Below are 23,608 nucleotides of genomic sequence, written 5' to 3' on the forward strand. Positions count from 1 at the left end.
TTAGCGGTAGATGTCGGTGTAGAGCTCGGACGGATCGGGCTCCGGATCATGCTGCGCGAAGTCGCCGGCTGCGTTGACGATCTCGCGCACCTCGGCGTCGATCGCCTTCAAGTCCTGCTCGCTCACGCCTGCCGCCAGCAAGCGGTTGCGCACCTGCTCGATCGGGTCCTGGTCGTGGCGGACCTTCTCGACCTCCTCGCGGGTGCGGTACTTCGCCGGATCGGACATCGAATGGCCGCGGTAACGGTAGGTCTGCATCTCCAGGATGATCGGACCATTGCCGCCGCGACACCAGCTCGTGGCCTCATCGGCGGCGGCCTTGACCGCACGTACGTCCATGCCGTCAACCTGCTTGCCGGGAATGTTGAAGGAGACGCCGCGCTTGGAGAAGTCCTGTTGCGCCGAGGCGCGCGACACCGCGGTGCCCATCGCATAGCGATTGTTCTCGATGACGTAGATCACCGGCAGCTTCCACAACTCCGCCATGTTGAAGCTTTCGTAGACCTGGCCCTGGTTGGCCGCGCCGTCGCCGAAATAGGTCACGCTGACGTTATCGTTGCCGCGATAGCGGTTGGCGAACGCAAGGCCGGTGCCCAGCGACACCTGTGCGCCCACGATTCCGTGACCGCCGTAGAAATGCTTCTCCTTGCTGAACATGTGCATGGAGCCGCCCTTGCCGCGGGAGTAGCCGCCGCGGCGTCCGGTCAATTCCGCCATCACGCCCTTGGCTTCCATGTCGCAGGCCAGCATGTGGCCGTGGTCGCGGTAGCCGGTTATGACCTCGTCGCCCTGCTTCAATGCCATCTGCATGCCGACCACGACGGCTTCCTGGCCGATATAGAGATGGCAGAATCCGCCGATCGCACCCATACCGTAGAGCTGACCGGCCTTCTCCTCGAAGCGTCGGATCAGGAGCATGTCCCGCAGTGCCTTGAGCTCCTGCTTCCTGGAGAATTCGGGGGAGAGCCAGCCTTCTCCTGCCCTGATTCCTTTGCGACGGTTTTCTTGGGTGTGGCCATGGCAATTCCGGGTGAGAGAAGTCTAAGAACCCTCTCTAACCCAACTCAAATCGCCTTGGAAGGATTGCGTTCGTCCGATGGAATTTTGCTATGCCGCACTGCAACGTGGCGCGACATTTTTGTGATGTTGATCGATCAATTTTGAAATTTGACGAACGGGCGCAAGTTATTTTCGGACAAGCGCTGTCCGAAAATAACTGCCGGTGTCAATTCGCCTTGTTGACCCGAACGAGATCGCGCGGATTGGCGTAGTCGAGCTGGAAGCGCGCGCGCTCGTCCAGCATGTCGGGATCGACCCGGTCCGACCGCAACAGCGACACGCGCTGCTCGCCTTCGGCCCGTTCCTTCTTCAGCCGCGCCAGCTCCGAGGTCAGCGCGATGATTTCCTGGTCGAGTTCCTGCCGCGCGTTCAGGCCGTATTTGCCGGTGTAGGCGTTGACGCCGAAATACCCGACCATCAGCGCCGCCAGCGTGTAGAGGGCGAGCCCGGTCAGAATCGATTTGAGGCGTGTGCGGGAAACCATGGCCGCGAAGATGCGGCCATGCGGTTAACGGAGTGCTAAACCAGAGCGTTTTCGAGCGAAGCCTGTCCCGGACTTGATCCGGGATGGATAGCGGTTCGCGCGCAGACAACCCGTCAAAACAACCAGCCTGGAGCTCCGCTCCGATTCAATCGGAACGGGGCGCCGGGTCAGCCGTTCTGCTTCGCGACGAAGGCGGCGAAAGCGTCAAGGTACTGCTGCAACACCGTCTTGAGCGCTTCCTTGGTCAGTTCGCCCTTGTCGTCGAAGGCGTCGCCGACGCCGTTCAGATAGGTCTCCGGCTGACCGAGGATCGGGCCGGAAATGCCCGGCAGGATGTTCTGCAGGTGCTTCGCCGCGCTGACCCCGCCGAGCGGGCCCGGCGAGTTGGAGACGATCCCGACCGGCTTGCCGATGAATGAACTCTTGCCATAGGGCCGCGAGGCGACGTCGATCGCGTTCTTCAGCACGCCCGGGATCGAGCGGTTGTATTCGGGCGTCACGAACAGCACGCCGTTCGACTTCTGCAACTTCTCGCGAAAGGCCAGCCAGTCCGCCGGCGGCGCCGCCTCGAGGTCCTGGTTGAAGAAGGAAATGCCCTCGAGGGTCGTCACATCGAGATTCAGCGAGGCCGGCGCGAGCTTGGCCAGCGCTTTGGCGATCTTGAGCGAGAAGCTCTGCTTGCGGATACTGCCGACGATCGTGACGATGTTGTAGGCCATTGCAAAATTCCCCTCGGGTTACGCGTAAGACTGGTGCACTTCACCTACCGGCACGCCAAGAACGATGCAAGTGCATGGATCGTCCAATTCCGGAAACGCAGTGTTCGCGAAATTTGCCTGAACATCGGGCTTCACCCAACCAGGAGGTCCCGAAGCGACGGCCCGGACCATGCGCAGCAAATTGTCGACATCTTCGTCCGAGCATACTGCCACGGATTCCCACATCACCCGCCGACGTCGAGAGGCCAAACAATGCCAGAGCGCAAGATCCGGGTCGCGATCCTGTTCGGTGGCCGTTCCGCCGAGCACGACGTTTCGCGGGCATCAGCCGCCAACGTACTTCGCTCACTCGACCCGGATCGCTATGACGCGACGGCGATCGGCATCACCCGCGATGGCCGCTGGGTGGTCACCGATGCGGGAAACGGCGTTGGCACGGGGAGCGGCGCGCTGACCATTCCCGACCAGGGACCGCAACTCGCTTTGCTGCCGGGCGGACAGGGCCGCGTCGTAGTGCTTCGGGGACCGGCGGCGGGACCAGCGGAATTGCCGGCGTTCGATGTCGTCTTCCCGGTCCTGCATGGCCCGAACGGCGAAGATGGCACGGTGCAGGGCGCGCTGGAATTGTCGGATGTCGCCTATGTCGGCTCGCGCGTGATGGGTTCGGCGGCCGGCATGGACAAGGACATCGCCAAGCGCCTGATGCGCGAAGCGGGCTTGCCGATCGTTCCCTTTGTCGTGATGTCGAGCGCCGCTCCCATCAGCTATCACGACGCGGTCAGCGCCCTCGGATCGCAGGAGGTCTTCGTCAAGCCCGCCAACATGGGATCATCGGTCGGCGTGTCGAGGGTGCGCACCGCGGAGGAGTTCGAGGCCGGCTGCAGATTGGCGTTTCGTTTCGACACCAAAATCCTGATCGAGCGCGGTGTCGCGCCGATCCGGGAGGTCGAGTGCTCCGTGCTCGAGGATGCCGAGGGCCGCGTCCGTGCCTCCCAGCTCGGCGAGATCGTTCCGTCCGACAAGCACGGCTTCTATTCCTACGACGCGAAGTATCTCGATGCTGACGGCGCGCTGCTGCAGGTGCCGGCCAACGTGCCGGCTGCCGTCGCCGAAACCATCAGGGAGCTCGCCATCAAGACATTCCGCGTGCTCGGCTGCGAGGGCATGGCGCGGATCGACTTCTTCCTGCACGGCGAGCAAGCCTTCGTGAACGAGGCGAACACCCTGCCCGGCTTCACCAACATCAGCATGTATCCGCGGCTGTGGGAGGCCAGCGGCCTGCCGCAATCCGAGCTGATGGATGTCCTGATCGGCCACGCCCTGGAGCGTCACAAACGCTCCAGGAAGCTGGCATTCGAGCGCGAGTAGACGCGGTTGGTTACGCGCCCTTGTTCGGGTTGATCAGGAATTTCTCGCCGGTCGCGCGCTTGCCGTAGACCGCGATGTTGTCAAGCTGCAGGGTCTCCTGCAGCGACACCACCTTGGTGTAGTGGCTGGCGAAAGTCGTCTTCAACTCGGCCACCACGCGCTGGCGCAGCTTGTTGCCGGCCTCCGGACCGATCTTCATCAGGAACGGGAACAGCAGCCAGCCGCCGATGCCCCAGGCCATGCCGAAGCCGCGCGGCAGCTCGATCTCGCGGGTATCGAGGCTGCCATAGACATAGACCTGCTTGTGCACGTTCGAGCCGTAGCGGCTGTAGACCTTGGCAGTCTTGTTGATCGCGGTCTCCATCGCGACCAGGATCTGGCCCGCGAGCTTGCCGCCGCCGATCGCATCGAAGGCGATGGTCGCGCCGGTCTCGACCAGCGCGCCGGTGAGCTTGTCCATGAAATCGGGCGCGCTGGAATCAACGACATGCTTGGCGCCGATCTTGTGCAGGATGTCGGCCTGCTCCTTGTTGCGCACGATGTTGACGAGGCCGATGCCGTCCTTGAGGCAGATCCTGTTCAGCATCTGGCCGAGGTTCGACGCCGCCGCCGTGTGCACCAGCGCCTTGTGCCCCTCGCGCCGCATCGTCTCGGTCATGCCGAGCGCGGTCAGCGGATTGACGAAGCAGGACGCGCCTTCCGCCGGCGTGGTGCCGTCGGGCAGCGGCAGGCATTCATTGACCCGCAGCGTGCGGTATTGCGCATACATCGCGCCGCCGATCATCGCGACGGTGCGGCCCATCAGCGCTTTCGCCGCGTCCGACGAGCCTGTCCTGATCACGACACCGGCGCCTTCATTGCCGACCGGCATCGACTCGTCGAGCCGCGCGGCGAGGCCAGGCAATGCCGCTTCCGGCACGCGCGCGGTCACCACAGGCAATTCCTTGCTGCCGGTGACCTTTGCCGCCGCCATGTTGGCCGGGCCGATCAGGAGCCCGAGGTCGGATGGGTTGATCGGGGTCGCCTCGACCCGGACCACGACCTCGTCGGGACCGGGCTCGGGGGTCGGGACATTGACCAGCGACAATTCCAGTTCGCCATCCTTCTTGAGCAGCGAACGCAGCTGCAGACCGCTCTTGCCGTCACTCATCCCGACCTCCCTTTTTTGCGTCTTGTTCAGTCCCGATCAGTTGGGGCGCTAGGCCAGCGCCTTCAAGGCCGCCCTGCCTGCGTATTTCGCCTGCGTGCCGAGCTGCTGCTCGATGCGCAGCAGCTGGTTGTACTTGGCGGTGCGGTCGGAGCGCGCCAGCGAGCCGGTCTTGATCTGCCCGCAATTGGTGGCGACCGCGAGGTCGGCGATCGTGGAGTCCTCGGTCTCGCCGGAGCGATGCGACATCACGGCGGTGTAGCCGGCCTTGTAGGCCATCTCGATCGCCGCAAGCGTCTCGGTCAGCGTGCCGATCTGGTTGACCTTGACCAGGATCGAATTGCCTCGACCGTTCTTGATGCCGTCGGCAAGCCGCGTGACGTTGGTGACGAACAAATCGTCGCCGACCAGCTGGCACTTCTTGCCGATCGCGTCCGTCAGCTCCTTCCAGCCGTCCATGTCGTCTTCCGACATGCCGTCCTCGATGGTGACGATCGGATAGCGGGCGACGAGATCGGCGAGATACTTCACCTGCTCCGAACGCGAGCGGGTCTTGTTCTCGCCGCCATAGACGTAGGCGCCTTCCTTGAAGAATTCGGTGGAGGCGCAGTCGAGGCCGAGCACGACGTCGTCGCCCGCTTTGTAGCCGGCCTTGCCGATCGCGTTCATGACGAACTCAAGCGCGGCGTCGGCCGACGGCAGGTTCGGTGCGAAGCCGCCCTCGTCGCCGACATTGGTGTTGTGGCCGGCCTTCTTCAGCTCGCCGCGCAGCGTGTGGAAGATTTCCGAACCGCAACGCAGCGCCTCGGCGAACGACGTGGCGCCGACCGGCAGGATCATGAATTCCTGGAAGTCGATCGGGTTGTCGGCATGCACGCCGCCATTGATGATGTTCATCATCGGCACCGGCAGCGTCCGCGCCGAGGTGCCGCCGACGTAACGATACAGCGGCATGTCGAAGGATTCGGCGGCGGCCTTGGCGCAGGCCAGCGACACGCCGAGGATGGCGTTGGCCCCTAACCGGCTCTTGTTCGGTGTGCCGTCTAGCTCGATCATGATCTGGTCGATCGCGACCTGCTCCTCGACGGCCTGGTCGCTGAGCGCCTCGAAGATCTCGCCGTTGACGGCGGCAACCGCCTTTTCCACGCCCTTGCCAAGATAGCGCGACTTGTCGCCGTCGCGCAGTTCCACTGCCTCATGGGCGCCGGTGGACGCGCCCGACGGCACCGCCGCACGGCCGATTGACCCATCCTCCAGCACCACATCGACCTCGACCGTGGGGTTGCCGCGGCTATCCAGGATTTCGCGGCCGATGATGTCGACGATGTCAGTCATGAGTACCTCTTGTGGCAGTGAGGGGGTCGGATGGCGGTGCTTCTAGCGCAATGCATCGAGGGGGAAAAGGCCGGGTGACGGACGCCCGATCATAGGCTAGGAGACCCCCCGGAGACCCCGAATGGCGAAGAAATCCAGCAAATCAACGACCTCCCCCGGCCTGCAACTCGGCCGTGCGGTGGAATGGCCCGACGCGCCGGAAAAGGCGCGGCTCGACCGCGTGCCCAATCCGCAGGCTGGCACCGATTATCTGGTACGCTTCACCGTGCCTGAATTCACCTCGATCTGCCCGGTGACGGGCCAACCGGATTTCGCGCATCTGGTGATCGACTACGTGCCGGGCCGCTGGCTCTTGGAATCCAAATCGCTGAAGCTGTTCGCCGCGAGCTTCCGCAACCACGGCGCATTCCATGAGGATTGCACGGTCATGATCGGCCGGCGGATATCAGACGAGATCAAGCCGAAATGGCTGCGCATCGGCGGCTACTGGTATCCGCGCGGCGGCATTCCGATCGACGTGTTCTTCCAGACCGGCCGGCTGCCGAAGGGTCTCTGGGTTCCCGATCAGGGCGTCGCGACTTATCGCGGGCGCGGTTAAGCCGAGCACCCACGAATTCGCCACGTCCGCTTATTTTCGGAAGACGACTTGGAGGCCGACGTGAATTCATGTGCAGCCGCAAGCCTCTCGGCGATCGACAGCGACATTGTTGAGCAATCAACAGGAACTGAGCCGCCACTGCCGGATTAGCCTAGGTCAATTTGCGTCCCACGCAAATCACAGCCGGGCTTGCACATTCAATGACACGCTCGGCTGTTCTGGTCGTCGAAGACGATTTTCTGATCCGCATGCAGGCCGCCGACATGGTCGAGGAAGCTGGGTTCCACGCCATTGAAGCCAGGAACGCCGACGACGCGATAACGATTCTTGAAGCGCGTGACGACATTCGGGTGATTTTCACCGATATCCAGATGCCCGGCTCGATTGACGGCTTGAGGCTTGCGCATGTCGTTCGCCATCGTTGGCCGCCGATTGCGATCATTGCCACGTCAGCCACTGACGTAACCCTCGACGACCTCCCGGCCGGCGGTCATTTCATTCCCAAGCCGTACAGCCTCGCCGACGTCGGGATGCACCTCCGGCAGGTTACGGCTGACCAATAGTGGGCGATTGCGCACAGGCGTCACCTGGACGCCAATTGGTTGCCACGGTCCGGCATGAGATCCAATGCGCGAGAGATCAGGATGTACGGCCTTTCATGACGCGGCTCCGTTGTCGAACATGTTGCGAAAGCCTCGCGGCAGCCGCGCCTCGCCTTCAGGCATATGGCAATGAGGACATGGCGACCCGGCCCCACAACACGTGCAGGCGTCGGGACCTGTCCATGGCTGATCCTCGTGAGTCTCACAGACCCAGCGCGTGTCATCACAAAGGATGCAATGACCGATCATGACAGCTCGGCGGACGTGCGGAACAATCGCCAGCCCAAATAGCTAAAAGTGCCCGACCATTGATGCACCAATCTGGCGCAGTGAACGCAGTGAAACTTTCCACTGCGATCATTGCGATCCTGTGAGGCCTCATATGTGGCGCCACAGCTCTCGCAGGAAAAATATACTGAAATGTGAGGTAAACTGATCATTTGGCTGCGCTGCTCCCTGAGTGGGGCGAAAGCGCAACCGGCGTTCTCATCACCGATAGAAGCCACGGGCCGGGCGGCGATGCGGAAAGCATACGCCGATCCGGCTGGCAGCGATAGGGCCACGATCAAAAGCGATGCGGTGGACATCCGGTCTGAACACCGACGGATGTTTCTTTCGAAGCCAACACCACCGTTGAAGCCGCTTTGCGGCGACATTCGATGTCACGGTATCCGCACCTGGCATTTCAAACACTGAAAGCAGCAGATCTCCGGATCAATGCACGCGAAGCCGGCTGGCACATGGTCGGCGCGCGTACCGCTATCGCCTCTCACATAGGCATAGCCATCCGCCTGAGACAGAATAGCCACGTCGATGCTCCCGCAGCGTGGGCACTCGAGGTCTACGGTCCATCTATCGCGCGCGACCATCGGTCAATATGCCTCGTTGGAGCGACTGCTTGAATAGCGAGCACTAAGGCGACTGAACGACACGATACCTTGATGCTTGTGTGTCCACGACCTGAGGGATCGCTAGGGCTCGACGTCCGGGCGCAGGTCGGCGTCGGCCGGTCGCCGCTGCTTCAGGAATTTCGCGCAGATGAAGCCAAGCACGACCATCACGGCGGCGGCGGAAACCAGCGTCGCGGTCTTGCCGGCATGTTGCAGGCCGAAGCCATAGGCGATCGGGCCGACGGTCTGCCCCATGAAGAAGAAGAACGAGTGCAGCGACAGCGCGGTGGCGCGCGCCTCGACCGACAGCTCGCTGGCGAACACCTGCAGGCAGCCATGGATCATGTAGAAGCCGAGGCCCATCACCAGGAGGCCCGCCATCTGCAGCTTCCAGTGCGGCCCGAAGGCGACGCCGACCAGCTGGATGCCGACCAGCGCTGCGCCGACGACCATCATGCCCCTCACGCCGATCAACGGCAGCAGGCGCGCCACCGTCAGCGTGTAGAGCAATCCGCCGATCGCAAAGCCTGCGATCACGATACCGGCGATCGAGAGCGAGGTCTCGCCGAGTTCGAACAGGAACGAGGCGATGAAGGGAAACAGCCCGAGCACGCAGCAGCCCTCGATGAAGACCGCCGAGTAGCAGATCCGCGCGTTCGGATTGGTGAAGATGGTGCGATAGCCGTGGCGAAGCGCCTTCAGGCTGGTGCGCGGCGGACGGTTCAGCGCAGCGCCGCGGAAGCCGGCCGCAACCGCCAGTGCTACGATGATCACGAGGCCGCCGAGCACGGCGAGCACACCGCGCCAGCCGAGGAAATCGCCGATCAGACCGGAGGCCGTGGCGCCGAGCAAATTGCCGGTCATCGAGCCTGCGAGCGTTCGCCCGATCGCAAGCTGCCGCTTGTCGGCACCGACGAGATCGCTGGTCAGCGACAGCGCCACCGGAAACACGCCGCCCGAGCCGATGCCGGCGAGGATGCGGGTCACGAACAACATCGGAAACGAGGTCGAGAGTGCGCCGAGGATGTTGGCGACGCCGAGCAGCCCAAGGCAGATCGTCATCAACCGCGCCTTGCCGAACAAATCGGCGGCGGCGCCGATCGCCGGCTGGACCGCAGCGAAGGTGAAGGCGAACACCGCGGCGAAGCTCGCCGCGGTCGCGATGCTGACGCCAAAATCCTCCGCGACATGCGGCAGCACCGGATCGAGAGCGCGCACCGACAGGCTCGCCGCGAAGGTCGCCAGCGTGATGACGTTGAGGGCCGGCGGCATGCCGCTCGTTGCGGTCATGTCGTTGTCCGCCGATCAGGCTGCTGTCTTGGCGAGCGCGTCGAACTGCATCAGCCGCTTGACGAGGAATTCGAAGTCGCGGAGCGGCACCATGTTGGGACCGTCGGACGGCGCGTGATCCGGATCGGGATGGGTCTCGATGAACACGCCGGCAACGCCGACCGCGACCGCGGCGCGCGCCAGCACCGGCACGAATTCGCGTTCGCCGCCCGAGGACGTGCCTTTGCCGCCCGGCTGCTGCACCGAATGGGTGGCGTCGAAGATCACAGGCGCACCGGTGGTGCGCGCCAGGATCGGCAACGCGCGCATGTCGGACACCAGCGTATTGTAGCCGAACGACGCGCCGCGCTCGGTGACCAGCACATTGGCATTGCCGGCGCCGGTGATCTTGCTGACCACATTCGCCATGTCCCATGGCGCCAGGAACTGACCCTTCTTGACGTTGACGACCTTGCCGGTCGCAGCCGCAGCCAGCAGAAGATCCGTCTGCCGGCACAGGAAGGCCGGGATCTGCAGCACGTCGACCGCCTGCGCCGCCTCAGCGCACTGGTCGGGTTCATGCACGTCGGTCAGCACGGGCAGCCCAAGCGAAGAACGGATCTCGGCGAAGATCGGCAGCGCCTGCTTCAGCCCGATGCCGCGCGCGGCCGACGCGCTGGTGCGGTTCGCCTTGTCGAACGAGGTCTTGTACACCAGACCGATCTTGAGCCTTGCTGCGATCTCCTTCAGCGCGGACGCCACTTCGAGCGCATGCGCGCGGCTCTCGAGCTGGCAGGGACCGGCGATGATCGAGATCGGCAAGGCATTGCCGAATTTCGCCGATCCGACGGCAACGATCGGCGCGGCGGCTGGCGCGGAAACCTGATTTGTCAAAATGCTGCATCCTTTTGCCGGCGACCATGCAATCCCGCGCCGGAGGGATCAAGCCATCCCGCACGATGAGGGGGTTGCGCTGACGCCGTGGGTGCGCCGTGCTATCACAATCCTGCCCCAACCGCTCCTATAAGTTGTCGCGGAACGGATTCCCATGAGGAACGAAATGCGCATCTCGGTTGTGATCGGAGCTGTGACCGCCCTATCGGCGATGCCGGGCCTGGCGCACGCCCAGACCAGCAGCCAACCCGGCATCGTCACCGGCGGCGCCGCAGGCGTCACCGTCAACGGCAAGCCGGCCGCGCGCAGCGGCGACACCACCAGCAATGGCGGTCCGCTCGTCGAGGGCGTGCCCAACGTCCTGATCAACGGCAAGCCGGCCGTGGTGATGGGCGATCGCACGCATTGCGGCGGCAAGACCACTTCAGGCAGCCACGGCGTCTTCATCAACGGCAAGCCGATGGTCCGCGAGGGCGATCAGACGTCGGGCTGCCCGCAATAGTTTCGCCGCGGCATTTCGGACGGGACCCGCTACAGCAGATGGCGCACTGTGCCTCGCCGGCGAGAAACTCGCCACCGCAGGTCCGCGCGGCCAAAATATCGAAAACAACCCCATGCAAAGGCGCTGGCGGCTACCGGCGTTCGACATGGCACCTTGACCCGTCGGGCAAATCAGGGATATATTTCCAGTATTCCGAAATCGTGCAAGCACCCTCTCGCCTGCCGTCGTTGCGCGGAGCGACAGCGACGAAGCACTCCATCGCTCGCATATGCGGTGCCAATGGATTGCTTCGCTCTGCTCGCAATGACGGCAGCCTGCGTCACTTCACCGCTGAGAACGCGGTCGGCACCAACAGCTGGTTTTCGATGGTGAGAACGATCTGGCCGTCCTCCTCGGTCTTGGCGCGCGCGGCGATCCATTCCGGATCGGTCGCGAACGCGGTCCATTTCTTCTCGCGTTCGGCGAGCGATTCCCAGGCCAGCAGATAGGTCAGGTCCTGGTTGGATTCGCCGACCAGCGTCGTGAAGAAGCCGGCCTGCCTGATGCCGTGCTTGTCCCAGAGCTTCAGCGTGATGGTCTCGAAGCGCTTGAGCAGCGCCGGCAGCCGGCCCGGCAGGCAGCGATAGACGCGGGTCTCGTAGATCATTGGCAGTCCTCCTAGATCCTGTTGTGCGGGCGGTTATAGCCAGCGGGTTCCAGACTGTCTTGAGGGGGCGGCAACATGGCACCCCTGCTCATCGCAAGCGGCCATTTCCGCAATGTTGTTGCAATGTTACTTGCCCTACAACCGGCCGTACGGGAACTGGACCCAAAAGCACATGCGGATACTGCTGGTTGAAGACGAGGCCGAAATGGCGGCGGCGCTGTCACAGGCGCTGAAGGGCTACGACATGGTCGTCGATCATGTGCCGACCCTTGCCGAGGCCGAGGAAGCGATTTCCGCCGACGTGCATGGCGCCGTCCTGCTCGACCGCCAGCTCCCCGACGGCGACGGCCTCACGCTGATCCCGAAGCTGCGCGCCAAGGCCGACGGCGTTCCGATTATCGTGCTGACCGCGCGCGGCGATCTCGCCGACCGCATCACCGGCCTCGACAGCGGTGCCGACGATTATCTGGCCAAGCCGTTTGCGGTCGAGGAGCTGTTGGCGCGGCTGCGCGCCGTGCTGCGCCGTCCCGCCGGCGTGCAGTTCGAGATCATCAAGGCCGGCCGGATGGCGTTCGATTGCAGCCATCGCGAGGCCAGCGTCAATGGCCGCCCGCTCGAGCTGCCGCGACGCGAGCTGCTGGTTCTGGAGACGCTGCTGCGCCGGATGGGCCGCACCGTGCTGCGCGCGACGCTGGAGGAAGCTGTCTACAATTTCGAGGACGAGATTCAGTCGAACGCGCTCGACGCTCACGTCTCGCGGCTGCGGCGCAAGCTCGCCGACTCCGATGCCGGCGTCGAGATCCACAGCATCCGCGGCGTGGGCTACCTGCTGAAGCAGGTATCATGAGCGAACAGGCTGATCACTACTGCCTGCGCTCAAAGCTGAGCTGGCGGCTGGTGACGCTTCAGGCGCTGCTGCTCGCCATGCTGATCGTCTGCCTGATCAGCGCGCTGTGCGCCACCGGTTTCCTGATCGTTCCGCGCGACGAGGATCACGTCATCTCCATCGTGCAGAACGCGATCGCGCGCGATGCGCAGGGCAATCTGGTGTTGCGCCCGACCGCCGACCTCAAGCAGCTTCGCGAGAACACGCCGGACCTCTGGTTCCTGGTGCGCGACCGGCAAGGCCATTCGCTGTCGGAAGGCGCAGTGCCGCCCGAATTCGCCAAGATCGGCGATGCACTCGACCAGATCAGCCAGGCCAGGCTCGGCTGGCAGATGTTCGAGGACGATCCGCGCAAGCCGCCGGCGCGGCTGAAACGCGTCAATTCCGACGCCGGCCCCGTGCAGGTGCTCACAGCCACGCAAGGGCCGACGTCGAGCGTCAAGACAGCCCTCGCCACGACGCTGGCATTCCTTGCCATCGCCCTGCCCGGCCTGTTGCTGATGGCGTGCGCCACCTTCATCGCGACGCCGATGGTAGTGCGACGCGCGTTTGCGGGCATCGACTCCACGGCCGACGAAGCCCGCCGGATCGATTTCCGCCAGCGTGGCAGCCGGCTGTCGGCGGACCATTTGCCGCTCGAGGTCGCGCCGCTGGTGAGCGCCGTCAACGATGCGCTGACGCGGCTCGACGACGGCTATTCGCGTCATCAGCGCTTCGTCGCGGATGCCGCGCATGAATTGCGCACGCCGATCGCGATCCTCAACACGCGGCTGGAGTCGCTGCCGTCAGGGCCGGAGAAAACCCGCCTGCTCGAGGATGCGGCACGGCTTGCGACGCTCGCCGAGCAGCTGCTCGACATCCAGCGTTTCGACCAGTGCCGCAATCCGTTCGGCTGCGTCGATCTCGTCGCGGTCGCGCGCAATGTCGCCGCCGACCTCGCGCCGCTCGCCATCGCGGCCGGCTACGAATTGTCGCTCGATACATCGGCCGATCGGGTCGAAACGATCGGCGACCGCGCCGCGCTGGAGCGCGCGCTGACCAATCTCGTGCAGAACGCCATCCAGCACGGCGGCCGCCGCGGCACCATCACCATCCATGTCGGCAGCGCCGCGACCATCGACGTGACCGATGAAGGTGACGGTATTCCGAAGGATGAGCGCACCCGGATCTTCGATCCGTTCTATCGGCTTGCGCCGCTCGATCGCGGCGCCGGCCTGGGCCTCAACATGGTGCGCGAGATCGCAAGACTGCATGGCGGTCACGTCTCCGTGCTCGATGGCCCGACGGGCGGCGCGAGCTTCCGTCTCACATTACCGCCGGCACCGTTCGCATCGTGATGCCAGCGCGTTTTCGAGCGAAGTCTGTCCCGGACTTGATCCGGGATGGGCATCGGTTCGCGTGAAGGAAACGAGTCAGACCAGAGTCTGGAGCCCGTTCCGATTCAATTCGAACGGGCTTCAGCAACATCGCGCAATGTTGTCGCAATGCAAGCCCCGCAAAGAAGAGAACGCGCCACGCAATCGAGTCGAGGCGCGGCGACATTTTGCTGGGAATCCCAATGGCACATGATCTCCTGTCTTTCTTCACGGCGTGGATGGCAGCCCCCGGCCGCGTCGGCGCCATCGCGCCCTCGGGCGCAGCGCTCGCCGAACTGATCACGCGCGACATCAGCGCCAAGACAGGTCCGGTGCTGGAGCTCGGTCCTGGAACGGGCGCCTTCACCTATCAGCTGCTGAAGCGCGGCGTGCGCCAACAGGATCTCACGTTGATCGAATACGGTTCGGATTTCATGCGGCTGTTGCAGCTCCGCTTTCCCGGCGCGCGCGTGCTGTGGATGGACGCCGCGCGGCTGGCCTCGGAACGGCTGTACGACGGCGCGCCGGTCGGCGCCGTGGTCAGTGGACTGCCGCTGCTCAACATGTCGCCGCGCAAGGTGATATCGATCGTCAGCGGCGCATTCAGCTACATGCGTCCCAATGGCGCATTCTATCAATTCACCTACGGCATGCGCTGCCCGGTGCCGCGGCCGATCCTCGACCGGCTCGGTCTGCGCGCCACGCTGGTCGATCGCGCCATCCTCAACGTGCCGCCTGCCGCGGTCTACCGGCTGACGCGACGCCCGCAATACAAGCTCATCACGCGCGACGTCACCCCCGCGGCCGATGCAGGCGTCTCACCGATCAAGAAGGAACGCCGGGCCAGCAAGGACTGCGCCGCCGTGTGACGGCGCAGTTGACGGCGGCTTACATCAGCCGGCTCTGCTTCGCTGCCGCCTCGATGAACGACGCAAACAGCGGGTGCGGCTCAAAGGGCCGCGACTTCAGCTCGGGGTGGAACTGGACGCCGATGAACCAGGGATGGTCCTCGTATTCGACGATCTCCGGCAGCACGCCATCGGGCGACATGCCGGAGAAACGCAGGCCGTGCTGCTCGAGGCGGTCCTTGTAGGCGGTGTTGACCTCGTAGCGATGGCGGTGCCGCTCCGAGATCTCGGTCGCGCCGCCATAGACCTGCGAGACGCGGCTGCCGCGGTTCAGCGCCGCGGGATAGGCGCCGAGCCGCATGGTGCCGCCGAGGTCGCCGCTCTGCGAGCGCTTCTCGAGCTCGTTGCCGCGCAGCCATTCGGTCATCAGGCCGACCAGCGGCTCGTTGGTCGGGCCGAACTCGGTCGAGTTGGCCTCCTCGATGCCGACCAGATTGCGCGCGGCCTCGATCACGGCCATCTGCATGCCGAAGCAGATGCCGAAATACGGCACGTCACGCTCGCGCGCGAACTGCGCCGCGCGGATCTTGCCCTCGGCGCCGCGCTGGCCGAAGCCGCCGGGCACCAGGATGCCGTTGACGTGCTCGAGGAACGGCGCCGGGTCCTCGTTCTCGAACACCTCGCTCTCGATCCAGTCGAGATTGACCTTCACCTTGTTGGCGATGCCGCCATGCGAGAGCGCCTCGATCAGCGATTTGTAGGCGTCCTTCATGCCGGTGTACTTGCCGACGATCGCGATCGTCACCGCGCCTTCCGGATTGCGAACGCGCTCGTTGATGACGTTCCAGCTCTGCAGCGCCGGCGGAATCTTCGCCGTGATGCCGAACGCGGCCAGCACCTCGTCGTCGAGACCGGCCGCGTGATAGGCCTCCGGCACGGCGTAGATGTTGTCGACGTCGCGCGCCTCGATCACGGCGCTCTCGCGCACGTTACAGAACAGGCCGAGCTTGCGCCGCTCTTCCTTCGGGATTTCACGGTCGGTGCGGCACAGCAGGATGTCCGGCTGGATGCCGATCGAGCGCAGCTCCTTGACCGAGTGCTGCGTCGGTTTTGTCTTGAGCTCGCCGGCACTTGGAATGTACGGCAAAAGCGTCAGGTGAATGTAGACGGCGTGATCGCGCGGCAGCTCGTTCTTGAGCTGACGGATCGCCTCGAAGAACGGCAGGCCCTCGATGTCGCCGACGGTGCCGCCGATCTCGACCAGCACGAAATCGTACTCGTCGTTGCCCGACAGCACGAATTCCTTGATCGCGTTGGTGACGTGCGGGACCACCTGGATGGTGGCGCCGAGATAATCGCCGCGGCGCTCCTTGGTGATGATGTCCTGGTAGATCCGCCCGGTCGTGATGTTGTCGGCCTTGGTGGCCGGACGACCGGTGAATCGCTCGTAATGGCCGAGATCGAGATCGGTCTCGGCGCCGTCGTCGGTCACGAACACTTCGCCGTGCTGATACGGCGACATCGTTCCCGGATCGAGGTTGAGATAGGGATCGAGCTTGCGAAGGCGGACTTTGTAGCCTCGGGCCTGCAGCAGAGCGCCGAGCGCCGCCGATGCCAGACCCTTTCCGAGCGAGGAGACCACGCCGCCGGTGATGAATATGTACCGCGCCATGGGGCTTTACCTTTAAGCCGACTCCAGCGATTCGCAAAACGAATCGGCTGTTCCCGGCAAACAATCCACCGGGCTGTGGGTTAGATTAAATTGGAAGCGATTTCAGAGCATTGATGGGGATTTCTGATGCAGGATGCCAGCGCTGCATCCTGCATGGCGCCCCTGCTTTATTGCGACCGTGGTGCCTGCGGGCCGCTCGGAGCCTGCTGCCCCTGCTGCTCGTCGGTCTTCTTCAGCGAATCGAGGATGCCGCCGGAGGTCGGTGCAGTGATCGGCGCGCCGCTGGCCGGCTGGGTCTGCGCCGGTGCGCCGGTGCCGATGATCGAGCTCGGCTTGCGGTCGTAGCCCGCATACCAGGACAGGAACAGGCTGGTGAGGAAGAAGCCGGCCGCGAGGATCGCGGTGGTCCGCGACAACAGATTCGCGGTGCCGCGGCTCGACATGAAGCCGGCGCCGCCGCCCATGCCAAGGCCCCCGCCTTCGGATTTCTGCAACAGTACAGCGCCGATCATGACGGCGACGATCATGAGATGGATAATGATAACGACAGTCTGCATCGCAAGCCTTCCGTCACAAGCCGCCAAGCGGCCAGACAAACGGCGCTATCGGCTTTGCGGTTTTTCGTGAAGTCGCGCCCTGTTACACGATTGGACCGGGCATTGTCACCCCGAGATAGTCGCAATGGCTGACATCACAAGCTGCCTCGGCCGCGCTTGCCTGAGCCTTGATCGGAACCGGCCATTTCTATTATAATAGAAAAATGGATACTTTGATAGAAGATCTGAGCCAGCGCCTGGCGCAGCGGATCAGGCTCGAGCGCGACGGCCGGGGCTGGTCACTGGCCGAGCTTGCCGAACGCTCCGGCGTCTCGAAGGCGACGATCAGCAAGATCGAGCGCGCCGAGGTCAGCCCGACCGCGGTCGTGCTGGTGCGTCTCGCCTCGGCCTTCGACCTCACTCTGGCCGGCCTGATGTTGCGCGCAGAAGGCCAGGGCGAACGGCTGTCGCGCGCGGCCGCGCAGCCGATCTGGAGCGATCCGGAAACCGGCTATCTGCGCCGCCAGGTGTTCAGCCGTCCCGATCATCCGGTCGAGCTGGTGCGGGTGGAAATGCCGGCGAGGCAGTCCGTGACCCTGCCCGCCTCGTCCTACGCCCATATTCGCCAGCTGGTCTGGGTGCTGAGCGGCAGCCTTGTCATCACCGAGGGCGGCGCGCGCTATGTGCTTGCCGCCGGCGATTGCCTCGGCTTCGGGCCGCCCGCTGAGACCACCTTCGCCAACGAAACCAACGCCGGCTGCACCTACGTGGTCGCCTTGGCCCGGAGCTGATGCATGTCGCACTTCGCCATCAAGCCGCTCGAGGACGAGCCGGACCTGTGCAACGCACTCGGTGCGCTGCTGATCGAGACCGTCGCGAGCGGCGGCTCAGTGAGCTTCATGCATCCGCTGCCGTTAAATGACGCGAAGGCATTCTGGCAGGACTCGCTTGGCGCCGCGGCGCGCGGCGAGCGAGTAGTGCTCGGCGCGTTCGACGGCGACAGCCTGATCGGCACCGTAACGCTGCTGCTGAAGCTGCCGCCGAACCAGCCGCATCGCGCCGAGATCGCCAAGATGATGACGCGCGTGAGCCACCGCAACCGCGGCGTGGCGACGGCATTGCTGCGCGCCGCCGAGCAGCTGGCGATCGCGCACGGGCGCACGCTGCTGGTGCTCGACACCGCCGTCGACGACGGCGCCGCGCCGCTTTACGAGAAGCAGGGCTTTCGGCTCAGCGGCATCATCCCCGATTACGCGTTGAAGCCGCATGGCGGCCTCACCGGGACGATGATCTACTGGAAGCGGATCGGCGCGGCCGCGGCGGCGTAACCCGAATCCGTCATTGCGAGGAGCGAAGCGACGAAGCAATCCATATTTCCGCATATGCGGAGCCATGGATTGCTTCGCTTCGCTCGCAATGACGGAGGCATAGCGTCGGCCACGGCCGCTTAACAGCCAGCGGCGATCGCCAAAAAGTCCGACGCCTTCAGGCTGGCGCCGCCGACCAGCGCGCCGTTGACATTGGCGACGGCCATCAGCTCGGCGGCATTCGACGGCTTCACCGAGCCGCCATAGAGAATCCTGGTCCGGCTTCCCTCGCCCTTGAAGCGATCGGTGAGCTGACCTCGGATAAACCTGTGAACTTCCTCGACATCCTCTGCGGTCGGGGTCAGGCCAGTGCCGATCGCCCAGACCGGCTCATAGGCCACCACCAGATTGGCCGCGGTCGAGCCGTCGGGCAGCGAGCCGACAAGCTGGGTGCCGCAGACATCGAGCGTCCTGCCGGCGTCGCGCTGCTCGCGCGTCTCGCCGATACAGACGATCGCGGTCAGCCCGGCGCGCCACACTGCCTCCGCCTTCTGCCGAATCAAGGCATCGGTCTCGCCATGGTCGGCGCGCCGCTCGGAGTGGCCGACGATGATGGCGACCGCGCCGAGATCCCTAAACATTTCCGCCGAGAGGTCGCCGGTGTGGGCGCCCGACGCTTTCGGATGGCAGTCCTGGGCGCCGACGGCGACCTTCGAGCCGCGCGCCTTGTCGGCAAAGGCCCCGACCAATGTCGCCGGCGGGCAGACCAAGAGATCGGCCTTCCCGGCGACATCGCCGGCGCCGGCCAGCATCGCGTCGAACTCGGCAAAAGAGGATTTCAGGCCGTTCATTTTCCAGTTGCCGGCGATCAGCGGCCGGACGGCGTCGGTCATGTCGGATTTCCCATCATTCAAGCGTGCCCCTGCGCTATCAGAGCCGGGCGGCGACTTCCAGAGTGCGGCTTCGCGCCTGCCGTGCGACGCTTCCGCCCGCGCGCCCGAGGTTGCGGGGGGACACGAGCCACTTTATAAGCGTTTTCAATTCGGTGACGCCCTGCTGCCGGACAAAAAGTCCCGACTTTTAGTCCCACTTGGGTACGACCCGGTTCCCCTCCTGTAAAACAAGTTGGACCCATGCTTCGAGGAATGCGGAAAGCCTCATCAAACTGGCTCGGCAAGACGATTATGGCCGTGGTGATGGGCGTTTTGATCGTCAGTTTCGGAATTTGGGGCATTGCCGACATCTTCAAGGGGTTTGGCCAGTCGACCTTCGCCAAGGTGGGCGGGACCGAGATTTCGGCCGAGCAGTTCCGCCAGATCTATACCGACCGGCTGCAGCAGCTTGGCCGCCAGTTCGGCCGTCCGCTGACCCCCGACCAGGCGCGCGCTTTCGGGATTGACCGCCAGGTGCTGCAGCAGACGCTCGCGGAGGCCGCGCTGGACGAGGAAGCGCGCCGCATGGGCCTCAACCAGTCCGATGCCGAGGTGCTGCGCACGATCTACAACGATCCGAACTTCAAGGGCCTCAACGGCCAGTTCGATCCACAGCGCTTCCAGTCCGTGATCCGCAACTTCGGCTACACCGAGGGCCGCTACATCGCCGAGCAGCGCCGCGTCGGCCTGCGGCGGCAGATCGCCGGCACCATCTCGTCCGGGATCGAGCCGACCAAGGCCGTGGTCGAGGCGCTGACCCGTTTCCAGAACGAGCAGCGCTCGATCGACTATGTCACGCTCGGCGCCGCGCAGGCCGGCACCATCGATCCGCCCTCGCCCGAGGCGCTGGCTGCCTATTTCGAGGACCACAAGGTCCAGTTCCGCGCGCCCGAGTACCGCAAGATCGCCTTCGTCGCGATCACGCCGGAAGAAATCGGCAAGTGGGAGACCGTGTCCGACGAGGATGCCAAGAAGATCTTCGAGGAGCGCAAGGACCGGCTCAGCACGCCGGAGAAGCGCGAGGTCTCGCAGATCGTGTTTCCGGACGCCGGTGAGGCGCAGGCCGCCCGCGCCCGCATCACCTCGGGCACCTCGTTCGACGACATCGCCAAGGAGCGCAAGCTCAATCCCGCCGACGTCAACCTCGGTCTGGTCGCGAAGTCGGCGATCCTTGACCCTGCGGTCGGCGATGCCGCCTTCGCGCTGCCGGCAGGCGAAGTCAGCCAGCCGATCCAGGGCCGCTTCGGCGTCGCGCTGGTCAAGGTCGGCAAGATCGAGCCCGGCGTTACCCCGAGCTATGAGGCCCTTGCGCAGCAGGTGAAGAACGAGATCGCGACCGAGCGCGCCCGCGCCAAGGTCGCTGAGCTCCGCGACAAGATGGAAGACGAGCGCGGCGGCGGCTCCAGCGTCATCGACGCGGCGCAGAAGCTGAAATTGACCGCCGTCACCATCGACGCGATCGATCGCTCGGGACGTCTGCCGAACGGCCAGGTCGCGTCAAACATCCCACGCGGCCTCGACGTGGTGTCGCAGGCCTTCAACAGCGACGTCGGCGTCGACAACGACCCGATCCAGTTCAACAACGGCTATGTCTGGTACGACGTGCTCGGCATCACGCCGTCGCGCGAGCGCACCCTCGACGAGGTCCGCGACCAGGTCGAGGCCAAGTGGCGCGAGGACCAGATCTCCGCCAGGCTGCGCGCCAAGGCGACCGAGATGGTCCAGAAGCTCGACAGCGGCGCCAAGCTCGCCGACGAGGCCACGGCGGCCGGCGTCAAGGTCGAGACCGCCGCGAACTTCCGCCGCGAGGCCACGCTGCCCAACGTGCCGGCCGGCGTGATCGCGGCCGCATTCCGCACCGCCAAGGACGGCGACGGACAGACCTCCGCGGCCGGCGGCAGCCAGTGGGTGGTGTTCCGCGTCACCGATGTGACGGTGCCCCCGGTCGACTTCGCCTCCAACGAGGTCAAGCAGCTCAGCGAGGCGCTGCGGCGCTCGTTGAGCGACGAGCAGGTCGCGCAATATGTCGCGAAGATCGAGACCGACATCGGTGTGACCGTCAACCAGGCAGCCTTCGCACAGGTGACAGGCGCAAATAATTGAGCATGATCGGGACAGCGCGACGACGCGCTGCGCGGCGACCAAGCTCCAACAACAGACCCTGAGCCAGCGAATGGACGACCTGAAATCGATCATCGGAAAAGTCGCCACCGGCGCCACGCTGACGCGTGAAGAGGCGGCGTCCGCCTTCGACAGCATGATGTCGGGCGAAGCCACGCCCTCGCAGATGGGCGGGCTGTTGATGGCGCTGCGGGTGCGCGGCGAGACCGTCGAAGAGATCACCGGCGCGGTCAGCGCGATGCGCGGCAAGATGCTGCGGGTCACCGCACCGGCGGAAGCCGTCGACATCGTCGGCACCGGCGGCGACGGCTCGGGCTCGGTCAATGTCTCGACCTGCGCGGCCTTCATCGTGGCCGGCGCGGGCGTACCCGTTGCCAAGCACGGCAATCGCGCGCTGTCGTCGCGCTCGGGTGCCGCCGATGTGCTGGCCTCGCTCGGGGTCAAGCTCGACCTGACGCCTGCGCAAGTCGGGCGCTGCGTCAAGGAAGCCGGCATCGGCTTCATGTTCGCGCCTTCGCATCATCCGGCCATGAAGAATGTCGGCCCGACCCGGGTCGAGCTTGCCACCCGCACCATCTTCAACCTGCTCGGGCCGCTCTCCAACCCGGCCGGCGTCAAGCGGCAGATGGTCGGCGTGTTCTCGCGGCAATGGGTGCAGCCGCTGGCGCAGGTGTTGAAGAACCTCGGCTCCGACAAGGTCTGGGTCGTGCACGGCTCCGATGGCCTCGACGAGATCACCCTCACCGGCCCGACCTTCGTTGCAACGCTCGAGAACGGCGAGATCAGGACATTCGAGGTGACGCCTGAGGAGGCGGGCCTCGTCCGCGTCGGCGGCGAGGCGCTGAAGGGCGGTGATGCCGACGCCAATGCGATCGCGCTGTCGAGCGTGCTCCAGGGCAAGCCGAGCGCCTATCGCGACGTCGCTTTGCTCAACGCGGCCGCCGCGCTGATCGTGGCCGACCGTGCCAAGGATTTGAAGGAAGGCGTGGCGATCGGCGCCCAGTCGCTCGACAGCGGCGCGGCCGCGGCGCGGCTGAAGCACCTGGTCGCGGTTTCCAACGGCTGAGAGCGCGGGACATGTCCGACATCCTGACCAAGATCGAGGCTTACAAGCGCGAGGAGATCGCCGCCGCGAAGCGCGCGCGTCCGCTCGCCGAGGTCGAGGCGCGGGCGAAAGCGGCCTCAGCTCCACGCGGCTTCGTCCGCGCCCTGAAGGACAAGCATGCACGCGGCGACTACGCGCTGATCGCGGAGGTGAAGAAGGCCTCGCCCTCCAAGGGGTTGATCCGGGCCGACTTCGATCCGCCCGTGCTCGCGAAGGCTTATGAGGCGGGTGGCGCGGCGTGCCTGTCGGTACTGACGGATGCGCCGTCGTTCCAGGGCCATCTCGACTTCATGGTCGCGGCCCGCACGGCGACCAATCTGCCGGTGCTGCGCAAGGACTTCATGTTCGACACCTATCAGGTGGCGGAGGCGCGTGCCCACGGCGCCGACTGCATCCTGATCATCATGGCCGCGCTCGACGATGCGGCGGCCTGCGAGATCGAGGACGCCGCGCTCGGCTATGGCATGGACGTGCTGATCGAGATCCACGACCGCGCCGAGCTCGACCGTGCCCTGAAGCTTCGCTCGCCGATGATCGGCGTCAACAACCGCAATCTGCGCACCTTCGAGACGACACTCGCAACCAGCGAGGCACTGGCGCCGCTGATCCCGGACGACCGCCTGATGGTCGGCGAGAGCGGCATCTTCACGCCGGAGGACCTCGCCCGCCTCGAGCGCGTCGGAATGTCGACTTTCCTGGTCGGCGAGAGCCTGATGCGTCAGCAGGACGTCACCGCGGCCACCCGCGCCTTGCTGACGCGGCAGGCGGCACCGCGCGCCACCGGCACGCGCTGACGCGATGGCGCGCAAGACCAAAGCCGGATCGAAGGGACCCGTCGCCGCCCTCACCCATATCGACGCCAAGGGCGAGGCGCGCATGGTCGACGTCTCGGCCAAGCCCGCGACCGAACGGACCGCGATCGCCGAAGGCCGCGTCCTGATGAGCAAGGCAACGCTCGCGCTGATCGAGTCCGGACAGGCCAAGAAAGGCGACGTGCTGGCGACCGCGCGGATATCAGGCATCATGGCGGCGAAGCGGACCTCGGAATTGATCCCGCTCTGCCATCCGCTGGCCCTGACCAAGGTCACGATCGACATCGCCACCGACGAGAAGCTGCCCGGCTGCATCGTCCGCGCCAGTGTCAAGGTGACGGGGCCGACCGGCGTCGAGATGGAGGCGTTGACCGCGGTTTCGGTCGCCTGCCTGACGATCTACGACATGGTCAAGGCGGTCGATCGTGGCATCCGGATCGAAGGCATTCACCTCGTCGAGAAGATCGGCGGCAAGTCCGGGCACTATCACGCAGCCGAGTGATCGCGACCGATGCGCAGGG

At 64.9% G+C, this 23,608-nt stretch carries 23 protein-coding genes and 1 pseudogene; 13 read left to right on the top strand and 11 right to left on the bottom strand.

All coding sequences use genetic code 11. From position 1 onward, the window contains the following. From pdhA to HU230_RS14420, 3 genes and pseudogenes are all read right to left on the bottom strand, one after another. Positions 1 to 1,019, bottom strand: a pseudogene (gene pdhA / locus HU230_RS14410) (pyruvate dehydrogenase (acetyl-transferring) E1 component subunit alpha). 206 nt (positions 1,020 to 1,225) lie between these two features. Continuing rightward, on the bottom strand, positions 1,226 to 1,543 hold the full coding sequence (locus tag HU230_RS14415; RefSeq protein WP_176531094.1) for an FtsB family cell division protein: 318 nt from the start codon (positions 1,541 to 1,543) through the stop codon (positions 1,226 to 1,228). Between the two features lie 167 nt (positions 1,544 to 1,710). Beyond that, entirely contained in the window at positions 1,711 to 2,262 is a 552-nt protein-coding gene (locus HU230_RS14420; RefSeq protein WP_176531093.1) for an NADPH-dependent FMN reductase, read from the bottom strand. Between the two features lie 252 nt (positions 2,263 to 2,514). Between HU230_RS14420 and HU230_RS14425 the strand changes: the two genes are divergently transcribed. Next, positions 2,515 to 3,630, top strand: coding sequence for a D-alanine--D-alanine ligase family protein (locus tag HU230_RS14425; protein WP_176531092.1), 1,116 nt, complete (start codon positions 2,515 to 2,517; stop codon positions 3,628 to 3,630). A gap of 10 nt (positions 3,631 to 3,640) precedes the next feature. Here HU230_RS14425 and HU230_RS14430 read toward each other — a convergent pair whose 3' ends face one another. Further along, the gene (locus HU230_RS14430; protein WP_176531091.1) at positions 3,641 to 4,780 is read right to left on the bottom strand and encodes a zinc-binding dehydrogenase; all 1,140 of its coding nucleotides are present in this window, start codon (positions 4,778 to 4,780) and stop codon (positions 3,641 to 3,643) included. A gap of 48 nt (positions 4,781 to 4,828) precedes the next feature. After that, positions 4,829 to 6,112: a phosphopyruvate hydratase gene (gene eno, locus HU230_RS14435; protein WP_176531090.1), complete on the bottom strand. Its 1,284-nt coding sequence runs from the start codon at positions 6,110 to 6,112 to the stop codon at positions 4,829 to 4,831. Positions 6,113 to 6,233: 121 nt separating this feature from the next. Between eno and queF the strand changes: the two genes are divergently transcribed. Both queF and HU230_RS14445 read left to right on the top strand, forming a co-directional pair. After that, a complete protein-coding gene (gene queF, locus HU230_RS14440; RefSeq protein ID WP_097676339.1) occupies positions 6,234 to 6,710 on the top strand; it encodes a preQ(1) synthase in 477 nt (158 codons plus the stop codon). A 200-nt stretch (positions 6,711 to 6,910) separates the two neighbouring features. After that, entirely contained in the window at positions 6,911 to 7,273 is a 363-nt protein-coding gene (locus HU230_RS14445; RefSeq protein ID WP_176531089.1) for a response regulator, read from the top strand. A gap of 1,010 nt (positions 7,274 to 8,283) precedes the next feature. On the opposite strand, the gene HU230_RS14450 is transcribed toward HU230_RS14445, so the two are convergent. Next, a complete protein-coding gene (locus HU230_RS14450; protein WP_176531088.1) occupies positions 8,284 to 9,492 on the bottom strand; it encodes an MFS transporter in 1,209 nt (402 codons plus the stop codon). A gap of 15 nt (positions 9,493 to 9,507) precedes the next feature. Next, the gene (gene kdsA / locus HU230_RS14455) at positions 9,508 to 10,365 is read right to left on the bottom strand and encodes a 3-deoxy-8-phosphooctulonate synthase (RefSeq protein ID WP_176531087.1); all 858 of its coding nucleotides are present in this window, start codon (positions 10,363 to 10,365) and stop codon (positions 9,508 to 9,510) included. Positions 10,366 to 10,531: 166 nt separating this feature from the next. On the opposite strand from kdsA, the gene HU230_RS14460 reads away from it, so the two are divergent. After that, positions 10,532 to 10,867, top strand: a complete 336-nt coding sequence (locus tag HU230_RS14460; protein WP_176531086.1) for a PAAR domain-containing protein — start codon at positions 10,532 to 10,534, stop codon at positions 10,865 to 10,867. A gap of 319 nt (positions 10,868 to 11,186) precedes the next feature. Here the strand turns inward: HU230_RS14460 and HU230_RS14465 are convergent, their stop codons facing one another. Next, positions 11,187 to 11,513: an NIPSNAP family protein gene (locus HU230_RS14465; protein ID WP_050626418.1), complete on the bottom strand. Its 327-nt coding sequence runs from the start codon at positions 11,511 to 11,513 to the stop codon at positions 11,187 to 11,189. A gap of 172 nt (positions 11,514 to 11,685) precedes the next feature. Here HU230_RS14465 and HU230_RS14470 point away from each other — a divergent pair, with 172 nt between their 5' ends. The 3 genes from HU230_RS14470 to HU230_RS14480 all read left to right on the top strand — a co-directional run bounded on the left by HU230_RS14470 (position 11,686) and on the right by HU230_RS14480 (position 14,623). Next, a complete protein-coding gene (locus HU230_RS14470; RefSeq protein ID WP_176531085.1) occupies positions 11,686 to 12,360 on the top strand; it encodes a response regulator transcription factor in 675 nt (224 codons plus the stop codon). Then, positions 12,357 to 13,736: a sensor histidine kinase gene (locus tag HU230_RS14475; protein WP_176531084.1), complete on the top strand. Its 1,380-nt coding sequence runs from the start codon at positions 12,357 to 12,359 to the stop codon at positions 13,734 to 13,736. The genes HU230_RS14470 and HU230_RS14475 overlap by 4 nt, the downstream gene beginning before the upstream one ends. 221 nt (positions 13,737 to 13,957) lie before the next feature. Further along, positions 13,958 to 14,623: a class I SAM-dependent methyltransferase gene (locus HU230_RS14480; RefSeq protein WP_176531083.1), complete on the top strand. Its 666-nt coding sequence runs from the start codon at positions 13,958 to 13,960 to the stop codon at positions 14,621 to 14,623. 19 nt (positions 14,624 to 14,642) lie between these two features. On the opposite strand, the gene HU230_RS14485 is transcribed toward HU230_RS14480, so the two are convergent. Next, entirely contained in the window at positions 14,643 to 16,274 is a 1,632-nt protein-coding gene (locus tag HU230_RS14485) for a CTP synthase (RefSeq protein ID WP_076857637.1), read from the bottom strand. A 167-nt stretch (positions 16,275 to 16,441) separates the two neighbouring features. Then, positions 16,442 to 16,831, bottom strand: a complete 390-nt coding sequence (gene secG / locus HU230_RS14490; RefSeq protein ID WP_092114570.1) for a preprotein translocase subunit SecG — start codon at positions 16,829 to 16,831, stop codon at positions 16,442 to 16,444. Between the two features lie 203 nt (positions 16,832 to 17,034). On the opposite strand from secG, the gene HU230_RS14495 reads away from it, so the two are divergent. Both HU230_RS14495 and HU230_RS14500 read left to right on the top strand, forming a co-directional pair. Further along, on the top strand, positions 17,035 to 17,601 hold the full coding sequence (locus HU230_RS14495) for a helix-turn-helix domain-containing protein (protein WP_176531082.1): 567 nt from the start codon (positions 17,035 to 17,037) through the stop codon (positions 17,599 to 17,601). Positions 17,602 to 17,604: 3 nt separating this feature from the next. After that, positions 17,605 to 18,138 (top strand): GNAT family N-acetyltransferase, encoded by a 534-nt coding sequence (locus HU230_RS14500; protein ID WP_176531081.1) that lies wholly within the window; start codon positions 17,605 to 17,607, stop codon positions 18,136 to 18,138. A 119-nt stretch (positions 18,139 to 18,257) separates the two neighbouring features. On the opposite strand, the gene tpiA is transcribed toward HU230_RS14500, so the two are convergent. Next, positions 18,258 to 19,010, bottom strand: coding sequence for a triose-phosphate isomerase (gene tpiA / locus HU230_RS14505; protein ID WP_176531080.1), 753 nt, complete (start codon positions 19,008 to 19,010; stop codon positions 18,258 to 18,260). Positions 19,011 to 19,250: 240 nt separating this feature from the next. Here tpiA and HU230_RS14510 point away from each other — a divergent pair, with 240 nt between their 5' ends. From HU230_RS14510 to moaC, 4 genes are all read left to right on the top strand, one after another. Then, a complete protein-coding gene (locus HU230_RS14510; RefSeq protein ID WP_176531079.1) occupies positions 19,251 to 21,152 on the top strand; it encodes a peptidylprolyl isomerase in 1,902 nt (633 codons plus the stop codon). Between the two features lie 70 nt (positions 21,153 to 21,222). Then, positions 21,223 to 22,236, top strand: coding sequence for an anthranilate phosphoribosyltransferase (gene trpD / locus HU230_RS14515; RefSeq protein WP_176531078.1), 1,014 nt, complete (start codon positions 21,223 to 21,225; stop codon positions 22,234 to 22,236). 11 nt (positions 22,237 to 22,247) lie between these two features. Next, positions 22,248 to 23,069, top strand: a complete 822-nt coding sequence (trpC, locus tag HU230_RS14520) for an indole-3-glycerol phosphate synthase TrpC (RefSeq protein WP_176531077.1) — start codon at positions 22,248 to 22,250, stop codon at positions 23,067 to 23,069. Positions 23,070 to 23,073: 4 nt separating this feature from the next. After that, the gene (gene moaC / locus HU230_RS14525) at positions 23,074 to 23,589 is read left to right on the top strand and encodes a cyclic pyranopterin monophosphate synthase MoaC (RefSeq protein ID WP_176531076.1); all 516 of its coding nucleotides are present in this window, start codon (positions 23,074 to 23,076) and stop codon (positions 23,587 to 23,589) included. Positions 23,590 to 23,608 lie beyond the last annotated feature (19 nt).

It is taken from the genome of Bradyrhizobium quebecense (genome assembly GCF_013373795.3).
GTDB lineage: Bacteria > Pseudomonadota > Alphaproteobacteria > Rhizobiales > Xanthobacteraceae > Bradyrhizobium > Bradyrhizobium quebecense.